The sequence below is a fragment of the Planctomycetota bacterium genome (assembly GCA_021414025.1).
Lineage (GTDB): Bacteria > Planctomycetota > Phycisphaerae > Phycisphaerales > SM1A02 > SYAC01.
Map to the genome: position 1 here is coordinate 374666 of JAIOPG010000002.1, position 22284 is coordinate 396949.

Genomic DNA, 22284 nt, shown 5'->3' on the forward strand with positions numbered 1-22284 from the left:
GAATTTTTCTTGAAAGGGCGCGACGCAAGGTGTTTGCGGACCTAGAATAGTGACGCTGTCGGACGATCACAAAGTCCAATCGCACGGTGCTGATGCTCCGTTGACCTGTGGAAGCAATTGTCGGAATTCTCAAGGCTAATTTTCAACACACGGTCGAACTGGGCCGAAGTATAGAAAGAAGACACTTCGCTCAAACCAAGGAATTTTCAACGATGAAATCGCCTCTCCGCATGTTGTCGATGGTGGCCCTGGTCACCGTGGTCTCCGCTTCGTTCGCCCTTCAGACCGCGACCAACAACGTCGCCACGTGGAGCGACACGGCGTGGGACGCGGCCCGCAAGGCGGACATGGATGGTTTCGAAAAGGCGCTGGCGACCGCACCGACCAGCAGCCAGGGCTCGCTCAAAGCGCTGCAGGAAGCGATCGTCCAACACAACGCCCACAAGGTCGAGCAGGAAAAAGTCCGCCAGGAATCCATCGCCAAGCGCCGCCAGGAGATCAGCGACGAGCTTGCCAAAGGCAACCTCACCAAGGCCATGGTGGCCGCCGCCAATTTGAAATTCCTTCAGGACAACGAAGCCTGGAAGGGCGAGCTCAAGAGCGAAGCCATCGGCAAGCTTCAAGCCCAGGGCCAGGCCAAGTACCTGGAGGCGCTCAAGGATTCCGACTGGCTGCTCGCCCAGGAAATGCTCTTCCGCCTGCGGGCGCTGCACGAGGATGGCGGCGACGCGATGGAGTTCAAGCGTCTCAGCGACCAACTGGATGATTGCGGCGACCGCGTGCAGCTGCTTGCGGAGTACGCGCCCAAGCATCTCTACGACTTGCGCAAGAAGCAGAACGAACGACTGAAGGCGATGGAGGCGATGGAGCCCAAGAGCGAAACCAAGGAGGCTGACGCCAAGACCGAGGATCCCAACGATCCCGAGGGCGACCTGACCGCCAAGGCCACCGAGGATTTCCCCGAATACAACCCCGCGCTGGTGGACAGCTGGAAAGATCAGCTCCAGGGAATTTCGCTGGGGATGCTCAAGGAGGCGCTCCGCAAGGTTGCGACCGAGCACATCGAGAGTGGCGGATGGCAGCCACTGCTTGAGGGCGGCGTGGAAAACCTGAAGCTGCTGGCCACAACCGAGGAATGCCAGGAGAGCTTCCCGGGACTGGGCGACGCCACCAAGCGCGCCGCGTGGCTCGCAACGATCGACAAGGTTTCGGCCCGCGTCGCCGCGGCCACCCGCGAATCCGCCAACGGAGTCCTCTTCCGCGAGGTCATCAACGAACTGCTCGCGGCCAACGAGAGCACGGTCGGGCTGCCCGAGGAAGTCGTCCTGCATGAGTTCGGCGATGGGGCCATGGGCGTCCTCTCGCGGCGCTTCGAAGACCAGTATTCCGCCTTGATCTGGCCGGAGTCGCTGCGGCGCTTCCGCCAGCAGGTGGATGGCAACTTCGTCGGCGTCGGCATCATGATCCGCCACGACGAGAAGCGCGACATCCAGATCATCAATCCGCTCGAAGGTTCGCCCGCCTCGCGCGCCGGCATCAAGCCCAACGACCGCATCATCGCGGTCAACGGCAACAGCACCACGGGTTGGGCCCTGAACAAGGCCGTCGATCTGATCACCGGCCCGGAAGGGGAAGTGGTCACGCTTTCCATTCGTCGCGCCGATCGCCCTGAGCCCTTCGATGTCGCGTTGAAGCGCGAGAGCATCAAGATCCGCTCCGTGAATGGCTGGAACAAGAAGAGCCTGTCCGAGCGCGGCGATCCCACCTGGGATTGGTACGTGGATCCGGCGCTGGGCATCGGCTACGTTCGTCTGACCAGCTTCAACGAGGACAGCTTCGAGGATTTCCTGGCGGCCCTGAAGGAGATGCGCTCCGAGCGCAAGCTCAACGGGCTGGTCCTGGATCTGCGCGGCAATCCCGGCGGATTGCTCTCATCGGCGGTCGATTTCTGCAACCTCTGGGTCGAAGAGGGTGAGCTGGTCTCCACCGAGAATCGCTTCGGCATCGCCACCTCCAGCAAGAAGGCCGAGGCCAACCGCGCCGAGCTGAAGGATCTTCCGGTCGCCGTGCTGGTGAACCAGTCCTCGGCCAGCGCCAGCGAGATTCTCAGCGGCTGCCTGCAGGCCTATGACAAGACCGTCATCGTCGGCGAGCGCAGCTTCGGCAAGGGCAGCGTGCAGGAAGTCAATCCGCTGGCCGACCGCGGCAAGCAGGCGGCGGTGAAGATCACCACGCAGCACTATGTGCTTCCACCGGAGGCGGGCCAGACTCATGGACGTCTCGTTCACAAGAAGCCCGGCTCCAGCGATTGGGGCGTGAACCCGGACCTTTTGACCAAGATGACTCCGGAGCAGATGGACAAGTCCACCGAACTTCGAATCAAGGCGGACACGATTCCGGCGGCCGACGATCCAAAGGCCAAGCCGCGTCCTGATCCCGCCGATCTGCTGACCAAGGGCCTTGACCCGCAGCTCGAGATGGCCCTGCTGGCCGTTCGCGCCCGCGTGGTCAAGGACACCACCGCCACGGAAGTGGCGGGGGCACCCAAGGTCACCAAGGAAACCGCGAGCCCGTAACCAGGGCCGGATTCGGCTCTTTTCACTTCCTTTTCGGCGGACCGTTGCTTGAAAGCGCCGCCTCCCCTATAACGTGGGGCTCCCCGCGGATCCTGAATGGATTCGTTCCGCGGAAACGATCCATGCCCACGCCCACCACCGACGGCAAACCTTCCCACGATGTTCACGGCGGACTGCCCGTCCCGCGCCGCGCGGCGAATCGGCCCGCGCCCGCCGCGGAATTGCTGCGCGCCTGGTACCGCGAGCTGGTGCTGATTCGCGAATTCGAGATCCGCTGCATGCAGGCCTATCAGGACAAGAAGATCGGCGGCTTCTGCCACGTCTATATCGGGCAGGAGGCGGTCGCGGTCGGCTGCGTCGCCGCCTTGAAGCCGGAGGATCCGCTGGTCACAGCCTACCGGGATCACGGCCATGCGCTGGCCCGAGGCATGACCGCCCGCGCCTGCATGGCGGAAATGTTCGGCCGCGTCGACGGCTGCGCCAAGGGCAAGGGCGGCTCGATGCACATGTTCGACAAGGCCAACAATCTCTTCGGCGGGCATGGCATCGTCGGGGCCCAGACGCCGCTCGGCGCCGGGCTCGCCTTCGCCACCAAGTACCAGGACGAGGTCATCAACAAGGGCAAATCCTCGCGGGTCACGATGTGCTTCCTGGGCGACGGCGCCTTGAACCAGGGCTCTTTCCACGAGGCGCTGAACCTGGCGGGCCTGATGGACCTGCCGGTGGTCTACGTGGTGGAGAACAATGGCTACTCGATGGGGACCAGCATCCACCGCGGCACCACGCAAAGCCACGACCTCTCCTCCAAGGCGCTGGGCTACGGCATCGACGCCTCGGTCATCGACGGCATGAATCTGCTTGAGGTCTACCACGGCATGAAGGATGTCGTCGAGAAGTGCCGCGAGCGCAGCAGACCCGCCTTCGTCGACATGCGCTGCTACCGCTACAAGGGCCACTCGATGAGCGATCCGCGCAAGTACCGCACCCGCGACGAGGAGGAAGTCTGGGAGCAGGGCGACCCGATCGGCATCTTCGAGAAATATGTGCTTGAGCAGGGGGCGATGACCCACGACCAGATCAAGGCAGCCCAGAAGGACGTCAAGACCGAAGTGCGCGACGCCGTGCAGTTCGCCGACCAGAGCCCCGTGCCTCCGTTGACTGATCTTTATCACGATGTCTACCGCGAGCCCTGGGGCCGCTACACCGGCACGAGCGAACCGCAGATGTATGGCGGCGCCCAGAATCCGCCCACCTTCCGCGCCACCCGCGAGGGGGAGGACCTGCTGTGACCGCCACCCAGGAGATGGAATTCCGCGACGCCATCCGCGACGCCATGAGCGAGGAGATGCGCCGCGATGCGCGGGTCATGCTGATCGGCGAGGAAGTGGCCGAGTACAACGGCGCCTACAAGGTGAGCCGAGGCATGCTGGACGAGTTCGGCGCCCGCCGGGTCATCGACACGCCGATCTCCGAGAGCGGATTCGCCGGCATGGCGATCGGCGCCGCGATGATGGGGCTGCGCCCGGTGGTCGAGTTCATGAGTTGGTCCTTCAGCCTGGTCGCGGCGGATCCCATCCTCAACAACGCGCCGAAGATGCTCTTCATGAGCGGCGGGCAGTTCGGCTGCCCTATCGTCTTCCGCGGCAATGACGGAGCCGGCGGCCAGCTCGGCAGCACGCACAGTTGGTGCGTCGAGGGCCTCTTCTCCAACGTGCCCGGCATCAAGATGGCGATCCCCGCCACGCCCGACGACGCCAAGGGCTTGATGAAGACCGCGATCCGCGACGACGACCCGGTGTTCTTCCTGGAGAGCGAGCGACTGCTTGGCCTCAAGGGGGAAGTGCCCGTCGGCGAGGACGTGCTCGTGAAGTTTGGCGAGGCCCGAGTGCGCCGCGCCGGCGCCGATTGCACCATCGCCTCATGGGGCCGGCCCGTGCACTTCTGCCTGGAGGCCGCGGAGGCCCTGGCCAAGGAGGGCATTTCCTGCGAGGTGATCGACCTGCGCACCATCCGGCCTCTGGACATCGGTGCCATCGTGCGCTCGGTCAAGAAGACCTCCAACCTCGTCGTCGTCGACCAGTCGTGGAGCTTCGGCAGCCCGGGCTCCGAGGTCGCCGCCCAGATCCATCAGCGCTGCTTCGACGACCTGGACAACCACGTGCACCGCGTGCACACCGAGGACGTGCCCGCGCCCTACGCATTCAACCTGGAGCAGGAGTACCTGCCCAACGCCCGCAAGATCTGCGAGGCGGTCCGCAGCGCCACCTACAATGCCTGAGCGGATCCCCTGATGCCCATCTCCGTCACCATGCCGCGGCTTTCGGACACCATGGAATCGGGCACGATTGTCCGTTGGAACGTGAAGGAGGGGGACGCGGTGAAGAGTGGAATGGTGGTCGCCGACATCGAGACCGACAAGGCCACCATGGAGATGCCGGTCTTCGACGACGGGCGCATCTCCAAGCTGCTGGTGCCCGCGGGGCAGCAGGTCAAGGTGGGCACCGAGATCGCGATCATTCTGGAAGATGGCGAGAGCGATGACGCGGCGCCGACGGCGCGGCCCGTCGCAACCGCCCCGGCCGCGACGCCAACCGCCGTGCGCAGCGCGCCCGCCGCAACCAGCGCGGCCCGGCCGGGGATTCCCCAAGCCGCTCCGGCGGACATCGAACTTGACGAGGAGCTTGAGGTGGGCGGCGCGAAGTTCCGGGTCAGCCCGGTGGCCCGCCGCATCGCCGAGCAGGAGCGCGTCGACCTTTCAGGCCTCAAGGGCTCGGGCCCCGGCGGCCGCATCATCAAGCGCGATGTGCTCAACGCATTGGAAAATCTCGGTTCCAAGCCCGCCGCGGCGAAGAGCTCCTCCATGTCGACCGCGGCGCACGCGACCACCGGATCCCTGGCCGTGCCGGTCACGCCGACCGCCCGATCGACGGGCCTGGTGATGGCGGGACTGCAGAGCACCGAGGTCGCCGTCAGCTCCATGCGGCAGACCATCGCCAAGCGACTGGTCGAGAGCAAGACCACCATTCCGCACTACCAGGTTTCGATGAAGTTTGAGCTCGACCGGCTGATGGCCCTGCGCGAGCAACTCAACAAGGATCTCGCCGAGCAGGAGATCAAGCTCTCGGTGAATGACTTCATCGTGCGCGGCTGCGCCCTGTCGATGGCCAAGCATCCCTACGTCAACGCCAGCTGGGCCGGCGACCGGATCCTCATGCATCAGCAGGTCAACATCGGCGTGGCCGTGGCCCTGGACGAGTCCAAGGGCGGCGGACTGCTGGTCGCGGTGATCCGCGATGTCGATCGCAAGAGCCTGCGCACCATCTCCAGCGACACCAAGGCGCTCTCGGAGAAGGCCCGCACCCGCGGCCTTTCGGCGGAGGAGATGTCGGAGAGCACCTTCACGGTCTCCAATCTGGGCATGTTCGGGGTGGAGCACTTCACCGCGATCATCAACCCGCCCAACTCGGCGATCCTCGCCTGCGGCGCGGCCCTGAAGCAGCCCGTGGTGCGCGGCGATGAGCTGACCATCGGCTACGAGATGACCGCGACGCTGTCGCTGGACCATCGCGTGATCGACGGGGCCATGGCGGCGCGCTGGCTGAACACGCTCAAGCACCTGCTGGAAAATCCGGCCACGCTGCTGGTGTGATTCGCGGGGCGGGCGCAGCAAGAATCCAAGGCGATCAAGCGGGTCGCAGCCACACAAAAAACGGAGCGATCAGGCGGGGCTGGGCATCACGCCGATGTCGGGGGCCGGCGGCTCGGGCTTTGGTGACACGGGGGGCGTGGTCGTCGCGGAGAGCATCTCGACCACGGTCGGCGGAGTGAAGGCCTCGCCGCGGATGATCTTCTGCACGTCCTCGACCTGAAGGGTCTCGTATTTCAGCAGGGCCTCGGCCAGCGCCGAAATCTTGTCCCAGGAGTCGTGCACCATCCGCTGAGCATCCTTGAAGGCGTCGTCGATCAGGCGGCGGATCTCCTCGTCGATCATCTTGGCGGTGTCCTCGGAAAAGTCGCGCTCGGGAATGAACGATTCGCGCGAATCCTGTCCCGCGTAGCGCACGAAGCCGAGCCGCTCGCTCATGCCCCACTCGAGCACCATGGCCCGCGCGTAGGCGGTCGCCATCTTGATGTCCATCGCGGCGCCGCTGGAGACGTCGCCGTTCTGGCGGGCCTCGGCGATGCGACCGCCGCAGAGCACGCGCATGGTCGCCAGCAGGTACTTCCTCGAGAATCCGTAGCGGTCCTTTTCGGGCAAACTGAAAGTGACGCCCAGCATCTGCCCGCGCGGAATGATGGTGACCTTGTGCAGGGGATCGGCGTCGGGCAGCAGCACCTGCAGGATGGCGTGGCCCGACTCGTGATAGGCGGTGGCAACGCGCTCCTGCTGCTCGATGCGCCGGCTCTTCTTGGCGCGGCCGAAGCGGATCTTGTCGCGGGCCTCTTCCATGTCGGTCATCTCGATGAAGTCCTTGTCGAGCATGGTGGCCAGGATCGCGGCCTCGTTGATGATGGCGGCCAGGTCGGCGCCGCTGAACATCGGCGTGCTGCGGGCCATGCGCTCCAGGTTGACGTCCGGACCCATCTTCACCTTCTTGGCGTGCACGGCGAGAATCTGCCGGCGTCCCTGCACGTCGGGAAACTGCACGCCCACGGTGCGGTCAAAGCGGCCGGGCCGCGTCAGCGCCGGGTCGAGCACGTCCACGCGATTGGTGGCCGCGATCACGATGACCTGGTCATTGGCGTCGAAGCCGTCCATCTCGACCAGGATCGCGTTGAGGGTCTGCTCGCGCTCGTCGTGGCCGCCGGTGGTGAATCCGCCGCCGCGCCTGCGGCCGACGGCGTCCACCTCGTCCAGGAAGATGATGCACGGAGAATTGTCCTTGGCCTGCTTGAAGAGATCGCGCACGCGGCTGGCGCCGACGCCCACGAACATCTCCACAAAATCGCTTCCCGAGATCGAGAAGAAGGGCACCTCGGCCTCACCGGCGATGGCCTTGGCCAGCAGCGTCTTGCCGCAGCCGGGAGGTCCTTCCAGCAGCACGCCGCGGGGAATGCGCCCACCGAGGCGCTGGAATCGCTTGGGATCCTTGAGGAACTCGACGAGCTCGGAAACTTCCTCCTTGGCCTCGTCGATGCCGGCCACATCCGCGAAAGTGGTGTGGGCCATCTCCTTGTTGCTGACGCGGTGCTTGCTGCGGCCGAAATTGCCCAGCATGCCGCCGGGTCCGCCCCCCGCGTTGCGCATGCTGCGCGAGAGCAGGAACCAGAGAATGCCGAGGATGATCAGCGTCGGCAGGATCGTCATGGCGATCTGCGCGAAGGTGCTCGTGCCCACGTCGACGCGGTAGGGAATCCCTGCCTCGTCCAGGTTCTTCATGTACTTCTCGATGGCCGTGGGAGCAATGGACACGTACACCGGAGCCGGTTTGTCGCCGAACTGCTCGGCAAAGCCCTTGGTGTTCGGCTTCACTTCCGCAACGATTCGGTCGTTCAGGATCACCACCGACTTGGGCTCCAGCTTGCCCTCCTTGGCGTACACCATGAATTCCTGCCAAGTGTCAAAGGCCCTGCCGCGAGTCGAGCTGCCGTTGATGACGATCCAAATGAGCAGCGCCAGCAATCCCAGGGTGAACCAGGTCACGCTTTGGCGGCGCGGCTTGATCGGCGGGCCGGAGGAGCCGGGAGTGGGTGGATCAATTTTCTTCAATTTCTTCTCCGGCTTCTTCTTCGAGGCGAAGGCGATCGTGTTCGGGTCAGAGTTGGGTTCGCTCATTTGAAAATCCTGCATGGTTCACCAATCGGCCTGGAGGTTCGCCACAATGTCGTCCGCGAGCCGCTGGGTCACCTCGAAGCGGGCCAGGTCCAGGGGCTCCGCCTGCGACCGGCTTGTCACCACCACGCCGCTGGAGGTGAATCCGCGGCGGGCCGTGATGGACTTTCCAGTCTTCACGTCCACCCAGTCCCAGTCCAGCGTCACAGTGTAGGCGACTTCCTCGGAGAGGCCGGTCGCCACGCTCTGGCTCATCTGGGAAAGCTTCACGTCGGTCACCTTGCCGCGCAGAATCGTCTCGGCCCGCCCGTCGTGGGTCACGGTGTAGGGGGTGGTCTGCTGGAGTCTTTTCTGAAGGGCTTCCGTCAACTGAAATCCCATCTCCCGGTCCTGGGTCGCATTGTCGAATATCGGCACGGCGATGGTGTGATATTTACTCGGAAGCACACTTCCACCCTTCATTCCCTTGGAATTTGACGAGGCGCAGCCCGGAGCGACGGAATAAACCAACGTCGCGCAGACGAGCAGGGGCAAGGCCAGGCCATGACGAAGGAAATCGGCGGATACAAATTTCACGTGTGTTGCGGTGGTGTTGGATTTGGCGGCGGAGCGGTCGGAGTGCCGGTGGCACCCTGAGGAACGGGCTGCGGGGCGGGCTTGATCTGGTCCTCCGGCGGCAGCTCAGCGCCGGCGACGGGCTTTTCATCCGCAGTCTGGGCGGTGTCCGGCAGCGGCGCCTCGGGATTCGGGAGCACTCCCGTCGGCTCCGAAAAAGCGCCCGTCTTGGGCGTACCGATCAGGGCGTCCTCGAGCTCAGCGTAGTTGGGGCAGTTCTTGGCGATGCCCTCCGGCAATTTCGCCACGATGCCGGGAGCCATCTTGAGTGCGGTGATGGTCGCAATCGACTTGGGATAGAGCTTGACCAGCGAGCGCAGCGTCAGCTCGGTGGAGATGAAGTCCCCCATGCTCTCATACCAGCGCGCGTTGTGCAGCAACTTGGCCGCCTCGCTCTCGTAGACGCGCACCAGCAGCGCCTCGGCGCCGATCTGTTGGGCCAGCGCCGGGTCGTCCGCCTGGAGCTGCTTGAGCCGGGAGGTGGCTTCGCGCAATCCGCTGGCGTCGTACTGCGGTCCCTTGAACTGTGCGTAGTAGCTGTAGATCAGGCGCAATTTGGCCTTGTTCACCTGCTTGGAGCGCGGATAGTTCTGCACGAACAAGTCGTAGGAATCGGCGGCCAGCGGCATGTCGCGGATGCGGAAGTAGTAGTCGGAGAGCTCCATGCCGGCCTTCTCGGCCAGCTCGCTTCCGGGCAGGCGCTCTTGAATGCGGATGAGGATTTCCTGGGCATCGTCGCCCGCGTCGATCCAGCGAAAGGTGCCCATGAAGCGCTTTTTCAATCCATGGGCATAGGCCTTGGCGATCTCAAACTCGCGCTCGAGGGCGGGGATGAAGGCCGCGCTCATGGCATACCGCCGCGCCACGTCCTCGTAGCAGAAGAGCGCCTTGTACTCGTAGCCCAGCGCCAGTTGCGCGTCGCCCTGGATCAGGAAGGCATCGGAGCGGCCCTGGCCCAGGGGATTGTTCTCGAGGAAATTCTCGGAGAGGTTGAGGGCCCGTGAGGCGTCGCCGTTGGCCAGCGCGATCCTCGCCTGCTGAAGCTGCTCGTCGACCGGTGAGGGGGCCTCGGAGGGCTTCCAGCGGTCGAAATCATCCAGCGTGTAGTCCATCTGGCCTGCGGCGCGTTCGCCCAGGGCAAGCATCGAGGCGGCGATGACAAGCATCGCTATGCCCCGGTGTCCTAGAAGCCGACGGATCATTCCCGAATGGTAACGATTGGCGGGCGAGGCTGAGATTTTCCCTGAAATCCCTACGCCTCCGAGGGCCGGCGAGCCGATCTAAGCCGGAGCCGGAGGGTTCCGGCCGTCGTCGCAGGATGCGAGGCGTCAAGCGAAGGGGCTGCCATGGATGGGCGTATCCCTCACCTTTTGTTGGCCCGCGTCGCGGGCGCGGTCATCGCACTGGGATCAATTCCGGCGATTGCAGTTGGCCAGTCTGTCGATCCCGAATCGCAGCCGGTCCTGCTGCGTGCGGTCGAAAATGCGCAGGGGACGTCCGGCGGAGGATGGATCTCGCTCTTCGCGGTGTGCATGCTGGCGGGCATCGGCGCCGTGCTCTGGTGGAAGGGGAATTTCCGGAGCCGGTCGCGACGAAACCATGGAAGCGGCGCCATCGAGATCATTGATCGGACCGTGATGGCCAAGGGGCAGTCGCTGACGCTGGTGAAGGTGGGCGACCGCGTGGTGCTGCTGGGACAGAGCTCGCAGGGTTTCCAGCGACTCGCGGAGTTCGAGGCCTCAGCGCCGCAAGAGACAAGTGTTGGCGCCGCACATCGGAGGGTGGCGTGACGATTCTGCTGGCCAGTCTCAATCAGGCCGCGACCACGGTTCCCGTTGGATTGGGCGGTGGAGCGGAATTGGCCGCGGCGGCCGTGGGATTCGCGTTGCTGCCCGCGGCGCTTGCCTTGTGCACCTGCTTCCCGCGCATCTTTGTGACGTTGAGCATCCTTCGTCAGGGTCTGGGCCTTGGCGCCGTTCCCAGCAACTTGATCGTGCTCGGTCTCAGCGCCGCACTCACCGTGGTGGCGATGACGCCGACGTTGAAGGCCGCATGGGAGGGAGGCCTTTCGCAACTGGCCAGCGGAAACTCAACGGACCCGATGATCGCCGTGCGGGGCGCCGAGAAGCCGCTGCGCGCGTTCATGTTCGACCAACTTCAGTTGCAGAATGGCGGCCCCACGCTCGAAGCGGTGCTCAAGGCCCGCGGAACGCCGGTCGAGGCGGGGCAGTCCCTGACTCGCCGCGACGTCGACACTTTCACGCTGGCGCCCGCCTTCGCGCTCAACGAGTTGCGCATCGCCTTCATGCTCGGCTTCAAGGTGCTGCTGCCTTTCCTGGTGATCGATCTAGCGGTAGCCGCGGTGATGGCCAGTCTCGGCCTCTTCATGACGCCGCCCTCCCTGATCAGTTTGCCCATGAAATTGCTGCTTTTTGTGGCGGTCGACGGCTGGGCGCTTGTCTCCACGGGCTTGGTCGCGGGCATCACGCGCTCGGTCACGGCCACCTGAATCGATGAGATCCATGAGAGAACACCTGCGAGGAGCATTCCATGAGTGAGGCGGACATGATCGACGCCCTTCGATCGGCGCTCTCCGCTGCGCTGGTCCTGGCGCTGCCGCTGCTGCTGGTGGGCCTCCTGGTCGGTCTGATCTCGGGTCTGGTGCAGTCGCTTTCCAATGTGCAGGATGCGGCCGCGGCCTTCGCGCCGCGACTCATCGCGGTGGCGCTGGTGGCGATCGCCCTTGCGGGTTGGATGGGATCGAAAGTCATCGACTTCGCCGTGACCATGATGGGAGGTGGCGGGTGAGCCTCTCCGCAATCGCAGTGGCAGGCGCGGCGCGGGCCGCCGGCGCGGCGGTCTTCGCTCCCGCGTTCACAATGATTCCGTGGCGCTTTCGTCTGGCCTTCGCGGCGGCGGCAGGATGGGCCGCGGCGCCGATCGCCGCAGGCGACGCGATGGTGACCTCGATCTCGCTTCCGGAGATCGCCGTTGAGGCGGCCATCGGCGCCATGATCGGCTTGCTCGCCGCGATTGCGGTCGAGGCGCTGCGCGTCTGCGGTCACGTCATCGGCGAGCAGATGGGTCTCTCGCTCGCGCAGGCCTACGACCCCGCCATCGACGGCGAGGCCAGCAGCGCCGAGGCGTTGCTCGCCTGGAGCGCCATCACCATCTTCGTGGCGGTGGGCGGAATCCAGACGGTGGCGATGACCGCCGCCACGAGCGTGCGCACGCTGCCGCCGGGATCGTTCTTCCAATCGGGCATCGCCAACTCGGCGGCCTCGCTGCTGGACGCGGCGATGCTGGTGGGTTTCAAGGCATGCCTGCCGGTGGTGGGCGTGCTCGCCGCCGTTTCCGCGGTGGCGGCGCTGGTGGTGCGCATCGTGCCGGGATTCTCAACCTTCTCCGCAGGATTCGGCCCGCGCGCCGCCACGGGCCTTGCCGCCGCGGTGGCCACCTGCGGCGTCATGTGGGCGGCCGAAAATGCCTTCATCCAGGACTCGCTCGCACGCATCGCCCGGGAGGTGGCCCCCTAGATGCTCGGAGATTCCGCCGAACGCATTCACCCGCCCACGCTTTCGAAGCGCGAGCATGTCCTTGCCCAGGGCCATGGTCCGAGGGCCGTCTGGCTCGCGTCGTTCCTGGGAATAATGTTCTTCGGTGCCATCACCGCGGTGGCAGCGCCGATGCAGATCCGTTCGCTGCTGGCGATGGCTCGGCGACTGTTCCTGCTGACACCATCGGACAAGTCCGCATCTTTGCTCGCTGAAGCGATCGAGCCTGCCTTGTGGCTGGTTGCCTTCGCGTTTCTGGCTGCGCTTCTGGCGCATGCGGCTTCCCACTGGGCGTGGATCCGCATGGGTCCCTGGAAGATGAGGCCGCGCACTTCGATCCTGTCGCGCATCGGTCCGGTCTTCGCGGGTCTGGTCACCGCGGTCGCGACCTTGGCCGCGAGTCTGGCTTTCGCCTGGCCCTGGCTGGCCAACATTTCCAACTGGAGCAGGGGATCGCTTTCGAGTGTGCTGGGATCGGCGCTGGGCATGATCGGCATGACCGCGCTCGGCGCGGCGATCGTGCTGTTCGCGGCGTCGCTGCTGCAGCGATTCAAGGCGCGAAGCACCTTTGAAGCGGGCATCCGATTGACTCGGGCCGAAGCGAAGGAAGCGGCCCGTGAATCTGGCGAAGGCCGTGCGACGCGGCGACGGCCGCAGCACCCGCGGGGAGGACGCTCATGATCCCTCCCAAGCCCGCGCTGCGAATGGAATGGCTCGTGCCCGCGGCCTTCATCGGGCTGGTGGCCGTGCTGGTGGTGCCGCTGCCGCCGATGGCGATGGACGCGCTGATCGCGGTGAACTTCGCGCTGAGCGGATTGGTGCTGGCCACCGCCGCCAACATGAAGAAGCCGCTTGATTTCAGCGTGTTTCCAGCGCTGGTGCTGGGCACCACGCTGCTGCGGCTGGGCATCAACGTGGCCAGCACGCGGCTCATCCTCGGCATGGATGCGGCCACTCCCGAAGCGGGCCGCGCCGTGGCGGGTTCGGTCATCGAGGCCTTCGGTGAAATCGCCGCAGGTCGCAATCCCATCGTCGGCCTGAGCGTCTTCGCAATGCTGGTCGTGGTGCAATTCGTCGTGGTGACCCGCGGCTCAGTGCGCATGGGCGAGGTGTCGGCTCGCTTCGCGCTGGACGCGCTGCCGGGAAGGCAGATGGCCATCGATGCCGATGTGGCCTCCGGCGCCATCACGCCGACCGAGGCGAGCCAGCGCCGCGATGTCGTGCTGCGCGAGGCGGATTTCCACGGCGCGATGGATGGCGCCGGTCGCTTCGTGCGCGGCGACGCGGTTGCGGGCATCGTGATCGTGCTGGTCAACATTTTGGGCGGATTCCTGGTGGGAATGATCCAGAAGAATTGGAGCATCTCCGAGTCGCTGCGCGTCTTCACGCTGCTTGCCGTCGGCGACGGATTGGTGACGCAGATTCCCGCCTTCCTGGTGGCGACCGCCTCAGGCCTGGTCGCGGCCAAAGCTGCCAGCGGCGAAACCCTGGGAACGGAAATCCCGCGTCAGCTTGGTGCCCGTCCCGTCACGCTCTGGATCGTCGCCGGATTGCTTGCGGGTCTCTCCGTCACTCCGCTTCCGACCGCGCCGCTGCTGGGTGCCTCGATGCTTCTGGCCGCGGCGGCGTGGTGGATCGGCCGCGTGCAGGTGGCGGCGGGCCGGCTCGCCGTCCAGACCGAGCGCGCCGCACTGAGCGCCTCCGAATCGCTGGAGGATGCGCTGTTGATCGAGCCGATCAGCATTGACCTTGGCCTTGACTTGCTGATGCTGGCGCACCAGGAGCGCAGCGAAACCGGCTTGCTTCCACTGGTCGCGGGAGTGCGCCGCCAGCTGGCGATGGAACTGGGCGTGGTCGTGCCATCGGTGCGCATCCGCGATGATCCAAATTTGCCCGCGGACTCCTATGTCATTCGACTGCGCGGCGCGGCGGTGGGCGGCGGCACGCTGCGCCCCGGTCGCATGCTGGTGATGGATCCCAAGGGCGGCGCGCCGGAAGTCGCGGGCGAGCCCGCACAGGAACCCGCCTTCGGTCTGCCCGCCATCTGGGTGGAGGACTCGGTCGCCCGGAGTCTGGAAGGGCAGGGCTTCGCCATCGCCGACTCCGGCGGCGTGCTCGCCACGCATCTGCTGGAAGTCCTGCGCAAGAAAGCCTGGGAGCTGGTCACCCTCGAGGAGACCGCCAAGATGCTGGAAAGGCTGCGATCACGCTCGCCCAACTTGGCCGCCATGCTGGCGCCGCCCACATGGACCCTGGACCGCATCCGCGGAATTCTTCAGGAGTTGCTGCGCGAGGGGGTGGCGATCCGCGACATCGAGAAGATCGCCGAACTGCTGGTCTCGCTGCCGGTGGCCACCCAGCCCGATCAAACCATTGCCGTAGTTCGCAGCGTGGTCTCCCATGACGTCTGCGACCGGCTGATCACACGCAACTCCAGCGGAAACCGGGTTTTGCACGCCGTGTGGATGGATGAGGAGACCATGCTTTCAAGCGGGGCGCTCGCCGCCGCCCAGCGCAGCGTGGTGCCCGAGGCCGCAGCTGCCGAGCGACTAGTCCGATGCGTGGCGCCGGGCCTGCGCGATCTGCTGCGCCGCGGACTTCCCGCGGTGGTGGTGACACCGTTGCCACTGCGCGGCGCGGTGAGCAAAGCCCTGCGCGGCCGCCTCGGCGATGTCTCGGTGATCGCGCGCGAGGAGATTCCCGAGGGCGTTGAACTGGTTCTGGCTGAAGCGACGCAAACCGAGGCGGTAAAATGACTTGCAAAAGCTACAGCGGATCGAACGAGCTGGATCTGCTTCGTCAGGCAAAGGCTGAAAACCCCGATGGATTCGAGATTCTCTCCATCAAGCGCAGCGGCTTCCTCTGGTGGCGCAAGGTCACCCTGCTGGCGCAGCCGCTAACGCGGGCGCCGCGCCAGGAAATGAACAAGCTCAGGCTGCTGGCCGCGCTGCACTCCATCCGCGAGCAGCGCCAGCAGCAGTCGGCGCAGCGGGATGTCTTCACGCACTCCCACGACTTCATCAAGCAGCAGCGGCGCTAAACCGCGCCGAAAATAAATTTTTGCGAAGTCTTGGTTTGGGACTTGCACACTCCCGCGCTTGGGTTAGACTCCGCGTGTCAAGGTGTTGCCAAGGATTCGGCACACCAAGACGCGCGGGCGCATTTTCCGCGTGACATTGAGCCGTGTCGCCCCGTGGGGGCGACCGACTGATGGGCTTTAGGTCAAGGAGCGACCGCATGTCCAAGACAAGCACGCAGGCCACGCGCAGCAGCGCGGCCCGCGGCGAGAAAGCGACGAAGGAACCGGCGAAGAAAACGCCGCCCGCCTCCCTGTCGCGGCTCGCGAAAATAAAACGTACCAGTTCGTCGCGCACCTCCGGAGTTTCGGAGCCGTCGTCCTCACGGACAGCCACGGCCGAGAAGATCCGGACCAAAAAGGCGGTCCGCGGTCGCCCACCTTCGATCGCTGACCTGCCCATGGACACCCCCGAGGCCATGACCGGGGCGTGGAGGCTCTACCGCGAGCTCGCGCCGGAGTCGCTGCAGCGTCAGCAGCTTCGCAACCGCCTCATGGAGTGCTTCCGCGACGTGGTGCGCAAGACCGCCGAGCGGCTGCACAAGCGGCTGCCTTCCGAAGTCGACGTGGATGACCTCACCAGCGCCGGATTGTTCGGCCTGATGGACGCCATCGACGCCTATGACCTGGGTCGCAACGTGAAGTTCGAGACCTACTGCGCCCAGCGCATCCGCGGCGCCATCTTCGACGAGCTCCGCGCCATGGACTGGGTGCCGCGGCTGGTCCGAAGCCGCACTGCCACCATGGAGCGGGCCAAGAAGTCCATCGAGATGGAGCATGGACAGAAGGCCACCGAGGACGAGGTCGCCGCCCGGCTGAAGATCAGCAAGGAGGACTTCGAGAAGCTCAACCGCGACTCGCGCCCCGTGGGCATCGTCAGCCTGAACCGAAAGTGGAACGACAAGGACTCAGGCGGCGAGGCTCGCGAGATGGATGTGGCCAGTGACCGGCGCCAGGAGATGCCGACCGACCGCATCCAGCGCATCGACGTGCAGGCCCTGCTGACCAAGGGGCTCAGCCGCTCCGAGCGGTTGATCCTGATCCTCTACTACTACGAGGAGATGACGATGAAGGAAATCGGCCTCACGCTCGACCTTTCCGAGAGCCGCGTGAGCCAGATGCACTCCTCCATTTTGGCGCGCCTGAAGGCGCAAATGAAACATCGCGTGAAGGATCTCTGAACCAATCCATCTGAGATTCTTCCAGTGCAGGCCGTCTCCTCGCGTCCGATCCGAGGGGGCGGCCTTTTTCGTTCAATGATTCACTGGCAAAATGCGACAGGGATTGCGTCGGCCATTGGTTCAATGCTTCACTGACGCACAGCGACCGGAGCCGCGTCGACCAGGTATTCCGCCGCGGTTTTTGCCTTGATTTCCTCCAGCGTCGCGCCGGGGGCCAGTTCCTTCAGCACAAAGCGATCGCGTGTCCGGTCGTACTCCATCACGCAGAGGTCGGTGATCAGCAGATCGACGCAGGAGAGGCCGGTGAGCGGCAGCGTGCACTTGGGCAGCACCTTGCTTTCGCCCTTCTTGTTGCAATGCTCCATCACCACCACGCGGCGCTTCACGCCGGCGACCAGGTCCATCGCGCCGCCCATGCCCTTGACCAGCTTGCCGGGGATCATCCAGTTGGCCAGGTCGCCCGCCTGGCTCACCTCCATCGCCCCCAGGATCGCCAGGTCGATGTGGCCGCCGCGGATCATGGCGAAGCTTTCGGCGCTGGAGAAAAAACTGTGACCCGGGACGCCGGTCACGGTCTGCTTGCCGGCGTTGATCAGGTCCGCGTCCACATTCTTCTCGGTGGGGAAGGGCCCCATGCCCAGCATGCCATTCTCGCTCTGCAGCCAGACGGTCATGCCCGGCGGAACATGGTTGGCGACGAGTGTGGGAATGCCGATGCCCAGGTTGACGTAGAAGCCCTCGCGGAGCTCCAGCGCGGCCCGACGGGCAAGTTGGTCTCGGTTCAGGGGCATCCGGGGATTGTGCGCTGGCGCCGCCGCCGCGTCCACTGCCGCAAGGTCGATATGCTTCCCGCTCCATGAAAACCGCAAAAGACTTGTTGAAACGCCTTGGAATCGACCGACATCCGCGCCTGGCGCCAGGCAAGGGCGCGGACACGATCGCCAGCGAATGCCCCGCGACCGGCGAGACCATCGCCACCGTCCGGCTGGACAGTGCTGCGGAGCTTGACGCGGCGATCGTGCGCTGCGTGGCGGTGCAGAAGGCGTGGCGCACGCTGCCGGCCCCGCAGCGCGGTGAAATCGTTCGGCAGATCGGCGAGGCCTTCCGCGAGCACAAGAAGGATCTCGGCGAGCTGGTCACCCTGGAAGCCGGCAAGATCCGCGCCGAGGGTCTGGGCGAGATCCAGGAATGCATCGACATCGCGGACTTCGCCGTGGGCCTCTCGCGGCAGCTCTACGGACTTTCCATGCACAGCGAGCGGCCCAGCCACCGCATGTTCGAGCAATGGCATCCGCTGGGCACCATCGGCTGCATCACCGCCTTCAATTTTCCCGCCGCGGTGTGGGCCTGGAACTCCATGCTCGCCGCGACCTGCGGCAACGCCACACTGTGGAAGCCCAGTCTGATTACGCCGCTCACCGCCATCGCCTGCAATGAGGTGGCGCAGCGCGTGATGCAGGAGCAGACGATCTTCCGGCCGGCCTACGGCGATCCGCGCGACGTCTTCGGCTTGGTCATCGGCCGCGACAGCGAAGTGGGCGAGCGGATGGTCGCCGACCGGCGCCTGCCGCTGATCTCCGCCACCGGAAGCTGCCGCATGGGCCGCAAGGTGGGCCAGGTGGTGGCGGGCCGACTGGGCCGCACGCTGCTGGAGCTTGGCGGCAACAACGCCATCATCGTCATGCCCGACGCCGACATGAAGCTGGTCGAGCGCGCCGTGGTCTTCGGCGCAGTCGGCACCGCGGGGCAGCGCTGCACCACCACGCGGCGACTCATCGTGCACGAGAGCGTGGTCAAGCCGCTGACCGAGCGATTGATCAAGCTCTACGCCACCATCAAGATCGGCGATCCGCTGGAAGAGAACACGCTGATGGGTCCGCTCATTCACGCCGAGGCACGCAAGGCCATGAAGGCCTCGATCGAGCAGGCGGTCGCCCAGGGTTGCACTGTGAAGTGCGGCGGCTTGCCCGGCCTCAAGAAGTGGGAGAGTCAACCGGGATATTTCTGCGAGCCGACATTGATTTCGGTTCCCAAGGGCGCCATGCCCGCCATCACCCGCGAGGAAACCTTCGCGCCGATCCTCTACATCTTCTCCGTGAAGAATTTCGAGGAGGCCATGGAGATCCAGAACGGCGTCGACCAGGGTCTTTCCAGCGCCATCTTCACCGACAGCGTGCGCAGCGCGGAGCGATTCCTTTCGCACGACGGCAGCGACTGCGGCATTGCCAACGTGAATCTGGGCACCAGCGGTGCCGAGATCGGCGGAGCTTTCGGCGGCGAGAAGGACACCGGCGGCGGTCGTGAAAGCGGTTCGGATTCCTGGAAGCAGTACATGCGTCGTCAGACCTGCACCGTGAACTGGGGAACGGACCTGCCGCTCGCCCAGGGCATTCGCTTCGGCGAATGATGGCGCGACAAACCAGCGAACCACAGCGTGAATTGAGTTTCAGGAATCCAGGTTTCGCGTCAAGGCACGGATCGCAATGGAGCGCCGGAAGGCAACGGAGACTTCGTGGGCGCATCCTTGGCGTTGGCGAAACGAATCAGCGTCCAGGATTGTTTGATCGTCGGACCCGGGGCATCCTCGGTCACCGCAATCGTCAACCCCTGAGCATCCACCATCGGCCCGACCAGCTCGCGCCACACGCCGGATTCGGAATCGGGATTCACCGTCCAGGGATCGTCGCCCGCCTTTGAAAGAAGTCGCCAGCGCACCTCGTCCGGCCGCTGTCCATTGCCGATGGCCTGCGCCGCCCAGTCGCGCCCGTCGAAGGCGACGGGAGGGAAGTTCACTCGGTGCTTGCCGAAGAGCGTTCCGCCCACGGCCCACGCCAGCAATGCCGCGAGCACAACGAAGATGGCGGCGCGGATGAGAAAATTTCGAAAGGCGAGCGTCGCTTGTCCCATGTCGATTCCTCGAGAGGGGTGATCTTAGTCGCAGTTTGAATTTCGATCAGCGGGCGATCCAGCCGGCGAGGATCGCCACGGTGAAGCAGCCCGCCACTGCGATCCGCCACCATCCGAAGACCGCCAGCGTGTGGTGGGTGAGCCATTTCACCAGCCATTTCACGCTGATCGCGGCGCTGAGCGTGGCCGTGGCCAGACCCACAAGCACGGGCAGCGGCCCGCCGAGTGCTCCGATGAATTGCGTCACGCCCACGGTGCCATCCTTGAAAAGGCTGAAGGTTTCATAGACCGCCGCGGCGCTGAGCGTGGGCAAACCCAGCAGAAAGGCAAACTCCGCGGCGGCGACCGGCGAGAGACCCATCAGCATGCCGCCCAGCAACGTCACCAGCGAGCGGCTCGTGCCCGGCATCAGGGCCAGCGTCTGCATCAGGCCGATGAAAGCGGCGCCGCGAAAGGAGAGATGCGAGATCGTGTCGCCCCGCTTGTGTTTTTCCAGCTTCTTCTTGTGCCAGCCCTTGAGCGACACCATCAGCACGCCGCCGATGAGCAGGGCGATGATCACCGGAACCGGATAGAAGAAGTGAGCCTTGATGGTTTTCTGCAGGGTGAGCCCGACCACGGCCGCGGGTATGAAGGCCAGGATCAGCTTCAGCAAAAGTTGGAAGCCCGCGTGCGACTCCTTGGTCGCCCGCTCCGGATGCACGAAGCCGACGCAGCCGTGGGCCATGGTCTTCAGGCGCTTCCAATAGATGCCGGCGACCGCAAGAATGGCCCCGCCCTGGATGATGATCTCGAATTGATCCAGCGCCGCCTTGATGGTGGCCATGTCCTTGGTGCCGTCGCCCGTGCCCAGGCCAAGCAGCGACGCCGCCAAAATCAGATGCCCCGTGCTGCTCACAGGCAGGTACTCGGTGAATCCCTCGACGATGCCAAGGATAAATGCGTCAAAAATCGTCAAGGGGTTTCTTTCGCCAGCCAGGGAATCAGCGCCCGCACTTTGCGGCCGGCCTCTTCCATCGGATCATGGGCCGCCGCTTGCTGAAGTTTTTTCATAATCGGGAAGCCGCCATCTGCGTCGCCCTGAAAGCGCCGGGCGAAGGAACCGTCGCGCACCCGGGCCAGGATTGACTTGAAGTCCTGTCGAAGTTTGTCCGTCAGCAGCACGCCCTCGGCGTCGAAGGCGCCGAACTCCGCCGTCGTGCTGATGGCGTCGCGCATGCCGGAAGGACCGCGGGCGTACATCAGGTCCGCGACCTGCTTGAGCTCATGGCAGCACTCGATGTAGGCGAGCATCGGGGGATAGCCCGCCTCGACGAGGGTCTGGTAGGCGGCCTTCACCAGCGCCAGCATGCCGCCGCAAAGAACGCTCTGCTCGCCGAAGAGATCGGTCTCCGCTTCCGCGGCGAAGGTGGTCTCGATCACCGCGGCGCGAAGCGAGCCGATGCCATTAGCCCACGCCAAACCGAGCGATCGCGTCTGCTTCGCGTCAATGCCGCCAGCGTGCACCGCGAAGAGGCAGGGGATGCCCTGGCCGGCAACAAAGCGATCGCGAAGCGTGCGGCCCGGGCCCTTGGGAGCGACCATGACGACGCCAGTGGAGGCGGGGGGCTTGACCATGCCGAAGCGGATGGAGAACCCATGCAGAAACCCGACCACTGCATGGCGGGAGAGGTTGGGTTCGATGGCGGAAGTCCATATTTTTCCATGGATTTCGTCGGGCAAGGCCACGATGACCAGGTCGGAATTCTTGACCGCCTCGGCGGTCGACAGCACATCAAAGCCGGCCGACTTGGCGAGTGCATGTCCGCGGGTTCCAGGCTCCGATCCGACCCGCACCGAGACCCCGCTGTCCCTGAGATTCTGAGCGTGGGCCTGCCCCTGGTTTCCGTAACCCAAGACGGAAACGACCTTTCCAATCAACGGCGCCAGCGGTGCGTCCGAATCTTTTTGAATGATTCTCAACTCCGCGGTCGCGTTATTGGGGTCGGACACCGGGGCAGCGTACAAAAACCACTAAATCTTGTCGCTTTTTTGGTTTGCCATTTGGTGATGCCAAAATGCACTGCACACTAGGGGCAGATGAAAATTATTTAGGAAACTTTCAAAACAAGTTCAAGTTTCAAGATCCGCTGACCGATAACAGCCCTATGCACTAGGAGATTTCGTTCCCAACTCACAATGAAAACTCTCAACCCCGAACGCCGCGGAAATCAGAGATTCACACTTCGACCGGATGTGTCGCGAGTGGTCGTTCATTGCGACAAGGTTCCGTTCGAGGGTCATGCATACGACATCAGCAATTGCGGCATTCGCCTGGAGCTCGACGAGGCTCTTCAAGTCGGCAAGCGGATCGACATCGATCTCTACACGACAGGCACTTTCAAGGAAATCCGTTTCTCAGGCGTGGTCACGAGGATCTTCGACGAAATCGATGATCCCGGACCGCGCCGCATGGGCATCGAGATCACGAAATTCACCGACAAGGAAGATGAGAAGCGACTGATTACGCTTCTCAAGGGCGGTTCGAACGGTCGGCTGAGATGATTTTGGTTTGGTGACTCAAAGATGGCCGCTCGCGTGAGCGGCCGCAGCGCGTGATCTC

The 22284-nt window shown here is 64.6% G+C and carries 21 protein-coding genes; 14 read left to right on the forward strand and 7 right to left on the reverse strand.

Annotation, left to right across the window (positions count from 1 at the left end):
- Positions 1–212 precede the first annotated feature (212 nt).
- The 4 genes from K8R92_02330 (at position 213) to K8R92_02345 (ending at position 6225) form a co-directional block, all read left to right on the forward strand.
- Positions 213–2576 (forward strand): PDZ domain-containing protein, encoded by a 2364-nt coding sequence (locus tag K8R92_02330; GenBank protein MCE9618727.1) that lies wholly within the window; start codon positions 213–215, stop codon positions 2574–2576.
- A gap of 122 nt (positions 2577–2698) precedes the next feature.
- On the forward strand, positions 2699–3865 hold the full coding sequence (gene pdhA / locus K8R92_02335; GenBank protein ID MCE9618728.1) for a pyruvate dehydrogenase (acetyl-transferring) E1 component subunit alpha: 1167 nt from the start codon (positions 2699–2701) through the stop codon (positions 3863–3865).
- A 14-nt stretch (positions 3866–3879) separates the two neighbouring features.
- Positions 3880–4854, forward strand: coding sequence for an alpha-ketoacid dehydrogenase subunit beta (locus tag K8R92_02340; GenBank protein ID MCE9618729.1), 975 nt, complete (start codon positions 3880–3882; stop codon positions 4852–4854).
- 12 nt (positions 4855–4866) lie between these two features.
- Positions 4867–6225 (forward strand): 2-oxo acid dehydrogenase subunit E2, encoded by a 1359-nt coding sequence (locus tag K8R92_02345; GenBank protein ID MCE9618730.1) that lies wholly within the window; start codon positions 4867–4869, stop codon positions 6223–6225.
- Between the two features lie 69 nt (positions 6226–6294).
- Here the strand turns inward: K8R92_02345 and ftsH are convergent, their stop codons facing one another.
- Genes ftsH through bamD form a run of 3 tightly spaced genes read right to left on the reverse strand, consistent with a single transcriptional unit; the run spans position 6295 to position 10130 of the window.
- Positions 6295–8352: an ATP-dependent zinc metalloprotease FtsH gene (ftsH, locus tag K8R92_02350; GenBank protein MCE9618731.1), complete on the reverse strand. Its 2058-nt coding sequence runs from the start codon at positions 8350–8352 to the stop codon at positions 6295–6297.
- 18 nt (positions 8353–8370) lie between these two features.
- Entirely contained in the window at positions 8371–8925 is a 555-nt protein-coding gene (locus tag K8R92_02355; GenBank protein MCE9618732.1) for a hypothetical protein, read from the reverse strand.
- Positions 8922–10130, reverse strand: a complete 1209-nt coding sequence (gene bamD / locus K8R92_02360; GenBank protein ID MCE9618733.1) for an outer membrane protein assembly factor BamD — start codon at positions 10128–10130, stop codon at positions 8922–8924. The genes K8R92_02355 and bamD overlap by 4 nt, the downstream gene beginning before the upstream one ends.
- A gap of 180 nt (positions 10131–10310) precedes the next feature.
- Here bamD and K8R92_02365 point away from each other — a divergent pair, with 180 nt between their 5' ends.
- The 8 genes from K8R92_02365 (at position 10311) to K8R92_02400 (ending at position 16775) form a co-directional block, all read left to right on the forward strand.
- The gene (locus K8R92_02365) at positions 10311–10754 is read left to right on the forward strand and encodes a flagellar biosynthetic protein FliO (protein MCE9618734.1); all 444 of its coding nucleotides are present in this window, start codon (positions 10311–10313) and stop codon (positions 10752–10754) included.
- Positions 10751–11473 (forward strand): EscR/YscR/HrcR family type III secretion system export apparatus protein, encoded by a 723-nt coding sequence (locus K8R92_02370; protein ID MCE9618735.1) that lies wholly within the window; start codon positions 10751–10753, stop codon positions 11471–11473. The genes K8R92_02365 and K8R92_02370 overlap by 4 nt, the downstream gene beginning before the upstream one ends.
- Before the next feature lie 41 nt (positions 11474–11514).
- Positions 11515–11772 carry a flagellar biosynthetic protein FliQ gene (locus K8R92_02375; protein MCE9618736.1) on the forward strand — a complete coding sequence of 86 codons (258 nt, stop codon included), beginning with the start codon at positions 11515–11517 and terminating at the stop codon, positions 11770–11772.
- Positions 11769–12500 carry a flagellar biosynthetic protein FliR gene (locus K8R92_02380; GenBank protein MCE9618737.1) on the forward strand — a complete coding sequence of 244 codons (732 nt, stop codon included), beginning with the start codon at positions 11769–11771 and terminating at the stop codon, positions 12498–12500. Before K8R92_02375 ends, K8R92_02380 begins: the two co-directional genes overlap by 4 nt.
- A complete protein-coding gene (locus K8R92_02385) occupies positions 12501–13199 on the forward strand; it encodes an EscU/YscU/HrcU family type III secretion system export apparatus switch protein (GenBank protein MCE9618738.1) in 699 nt (232 codons plus the stop codon).
- The gene (locus K8R92_02390; GenBank protein ID MCE9618739.1) at positions 13196–15274 is read left to right on the forward strand and encodes a flagellar biosynthesis protein FlhA; all 2079 of its coding nucleotides are present in this window, start codon (positions 13196–13198) and stop codon (positions 15272–15274) included. The genes K8R92_02385 and K8R92_02390 overlap by 4 nt, the downstream gene beginning before the upstream one ends.
- Positions 15271–15558, forward strand: a complete 288-nt coding sequence (locus K8R92_02395; GenBank protein MCE9618740.1) for a hypothetical protein — start codon at positions 15271–15273, stop codon at positions 15556–15558. The genes K8R92_02390 and K8R92_02395 overlap by 4 nt, the downstream gene beginning before the upstream one ends.
- Positions 15559–16013: 455 nt before the next feature.
- Positions 16014–16775, forward strand: coding sequence for a FliA/WhiG family RNA polymerase sigma factor (locus tag K8R92_02400; protein ID MCE9618741.1), 762 nt, complete (start codon positions 16014–16016; stop codon positions 16773–16775).
- A gap of 128 nt (positions 16776–16903) precedes the next feature.
- Here the strand turns inward: K8R92_02400 and K8R92_02405 are convergent, their stop codons facing one another.
- The gene (locus tag K8R92_02405) at positions 16904–17566 is read right to left on the reverse strand and encodes a CoA transferase subunit B (protein ID MCE9618742.1); all 663 of its coding nucleotides are present in this window, start codon (positions 17564–17566) and stop codon (positions 16904–16906) included.
- Positions 17567–17631: 65 nt separating this feature from the next.
- Here K8R92_02405 and K8R92_02410 point away from each other — a divergent pair, with 65 nt between their 5' ends.
- The gene (locus tag K8R92_02410) at positions 17632–19182 is read left to right on the forward strand and encodes an aldehyde dehydrogenase family protein (GenBank protein ID MCE9618743.1); all 1551 of its coding nucleotides are present in this window, start codon (positions 17632–17634) and stop codon (positions 19180–19182) included.
- A 59-nt stretch (positions 19183–19241) separates the two neighbouring features.
- On the opposite strand, the gene K8R92_02415 is transcribed toward K8R92_02410, so the two are convergent.
- Genes K8R92_02415 through ilvC form a run of 3 tightly spaced genes read right to left on the reverse strand, consistent with a single transcriptional unit; the run spans position 19242 to position 21674 of the window.
- Positions 19242–19682, reverse strand: a complete 441-nt coding sequence (locus K8R92_02415) for a hypothetical protein (protein ID MCE9618744.1) — start codon at positions 19680–19682, stop codon at positions 19242–19244.
- A 46-nt stretch (positions 19683–19728) separates the two neighbouring features.
- Positions 19729–20640, reverse strand: coding sequence for an undecaprenyl-diphosphate phosphatase (locus K8R92_02420; GenBank protein MCE9618745.1), 912 nt, complete (start codon positions 20638–20640; stop codon positions 19729–19731).
- Entirely contained in the window at positions 20637–21674 is a 1038-nt protein-coding gene (gene ilvC, locus K8R92_02425) for a ketol-acid reductoisomerase (protein ID MCE9618746.1), read from the reverse strand. Before ilvC ends, K8R92_02420 begins: the two co-directional genes overlap by 4 nt.
- A 186-nt stretch (positions 21675–21860) precedes the next feature.
- On the opposite strand from ilvC, the gene K8R92_02430 reads away from it, so the two are divergent.
- The gene (locus K8R92_02430; protein MCE9618747.1) at positions 21861–22226 is read left to right on the forward strand and encodes a PilZ domain-containing protein; all 366 of its coding nucleotides are present in this window, start codon (positions 21861–21863) and stop codon (positions 22224–22226) included.
- Positions 22227–22284: the final 58 nt, after the last annotated feature.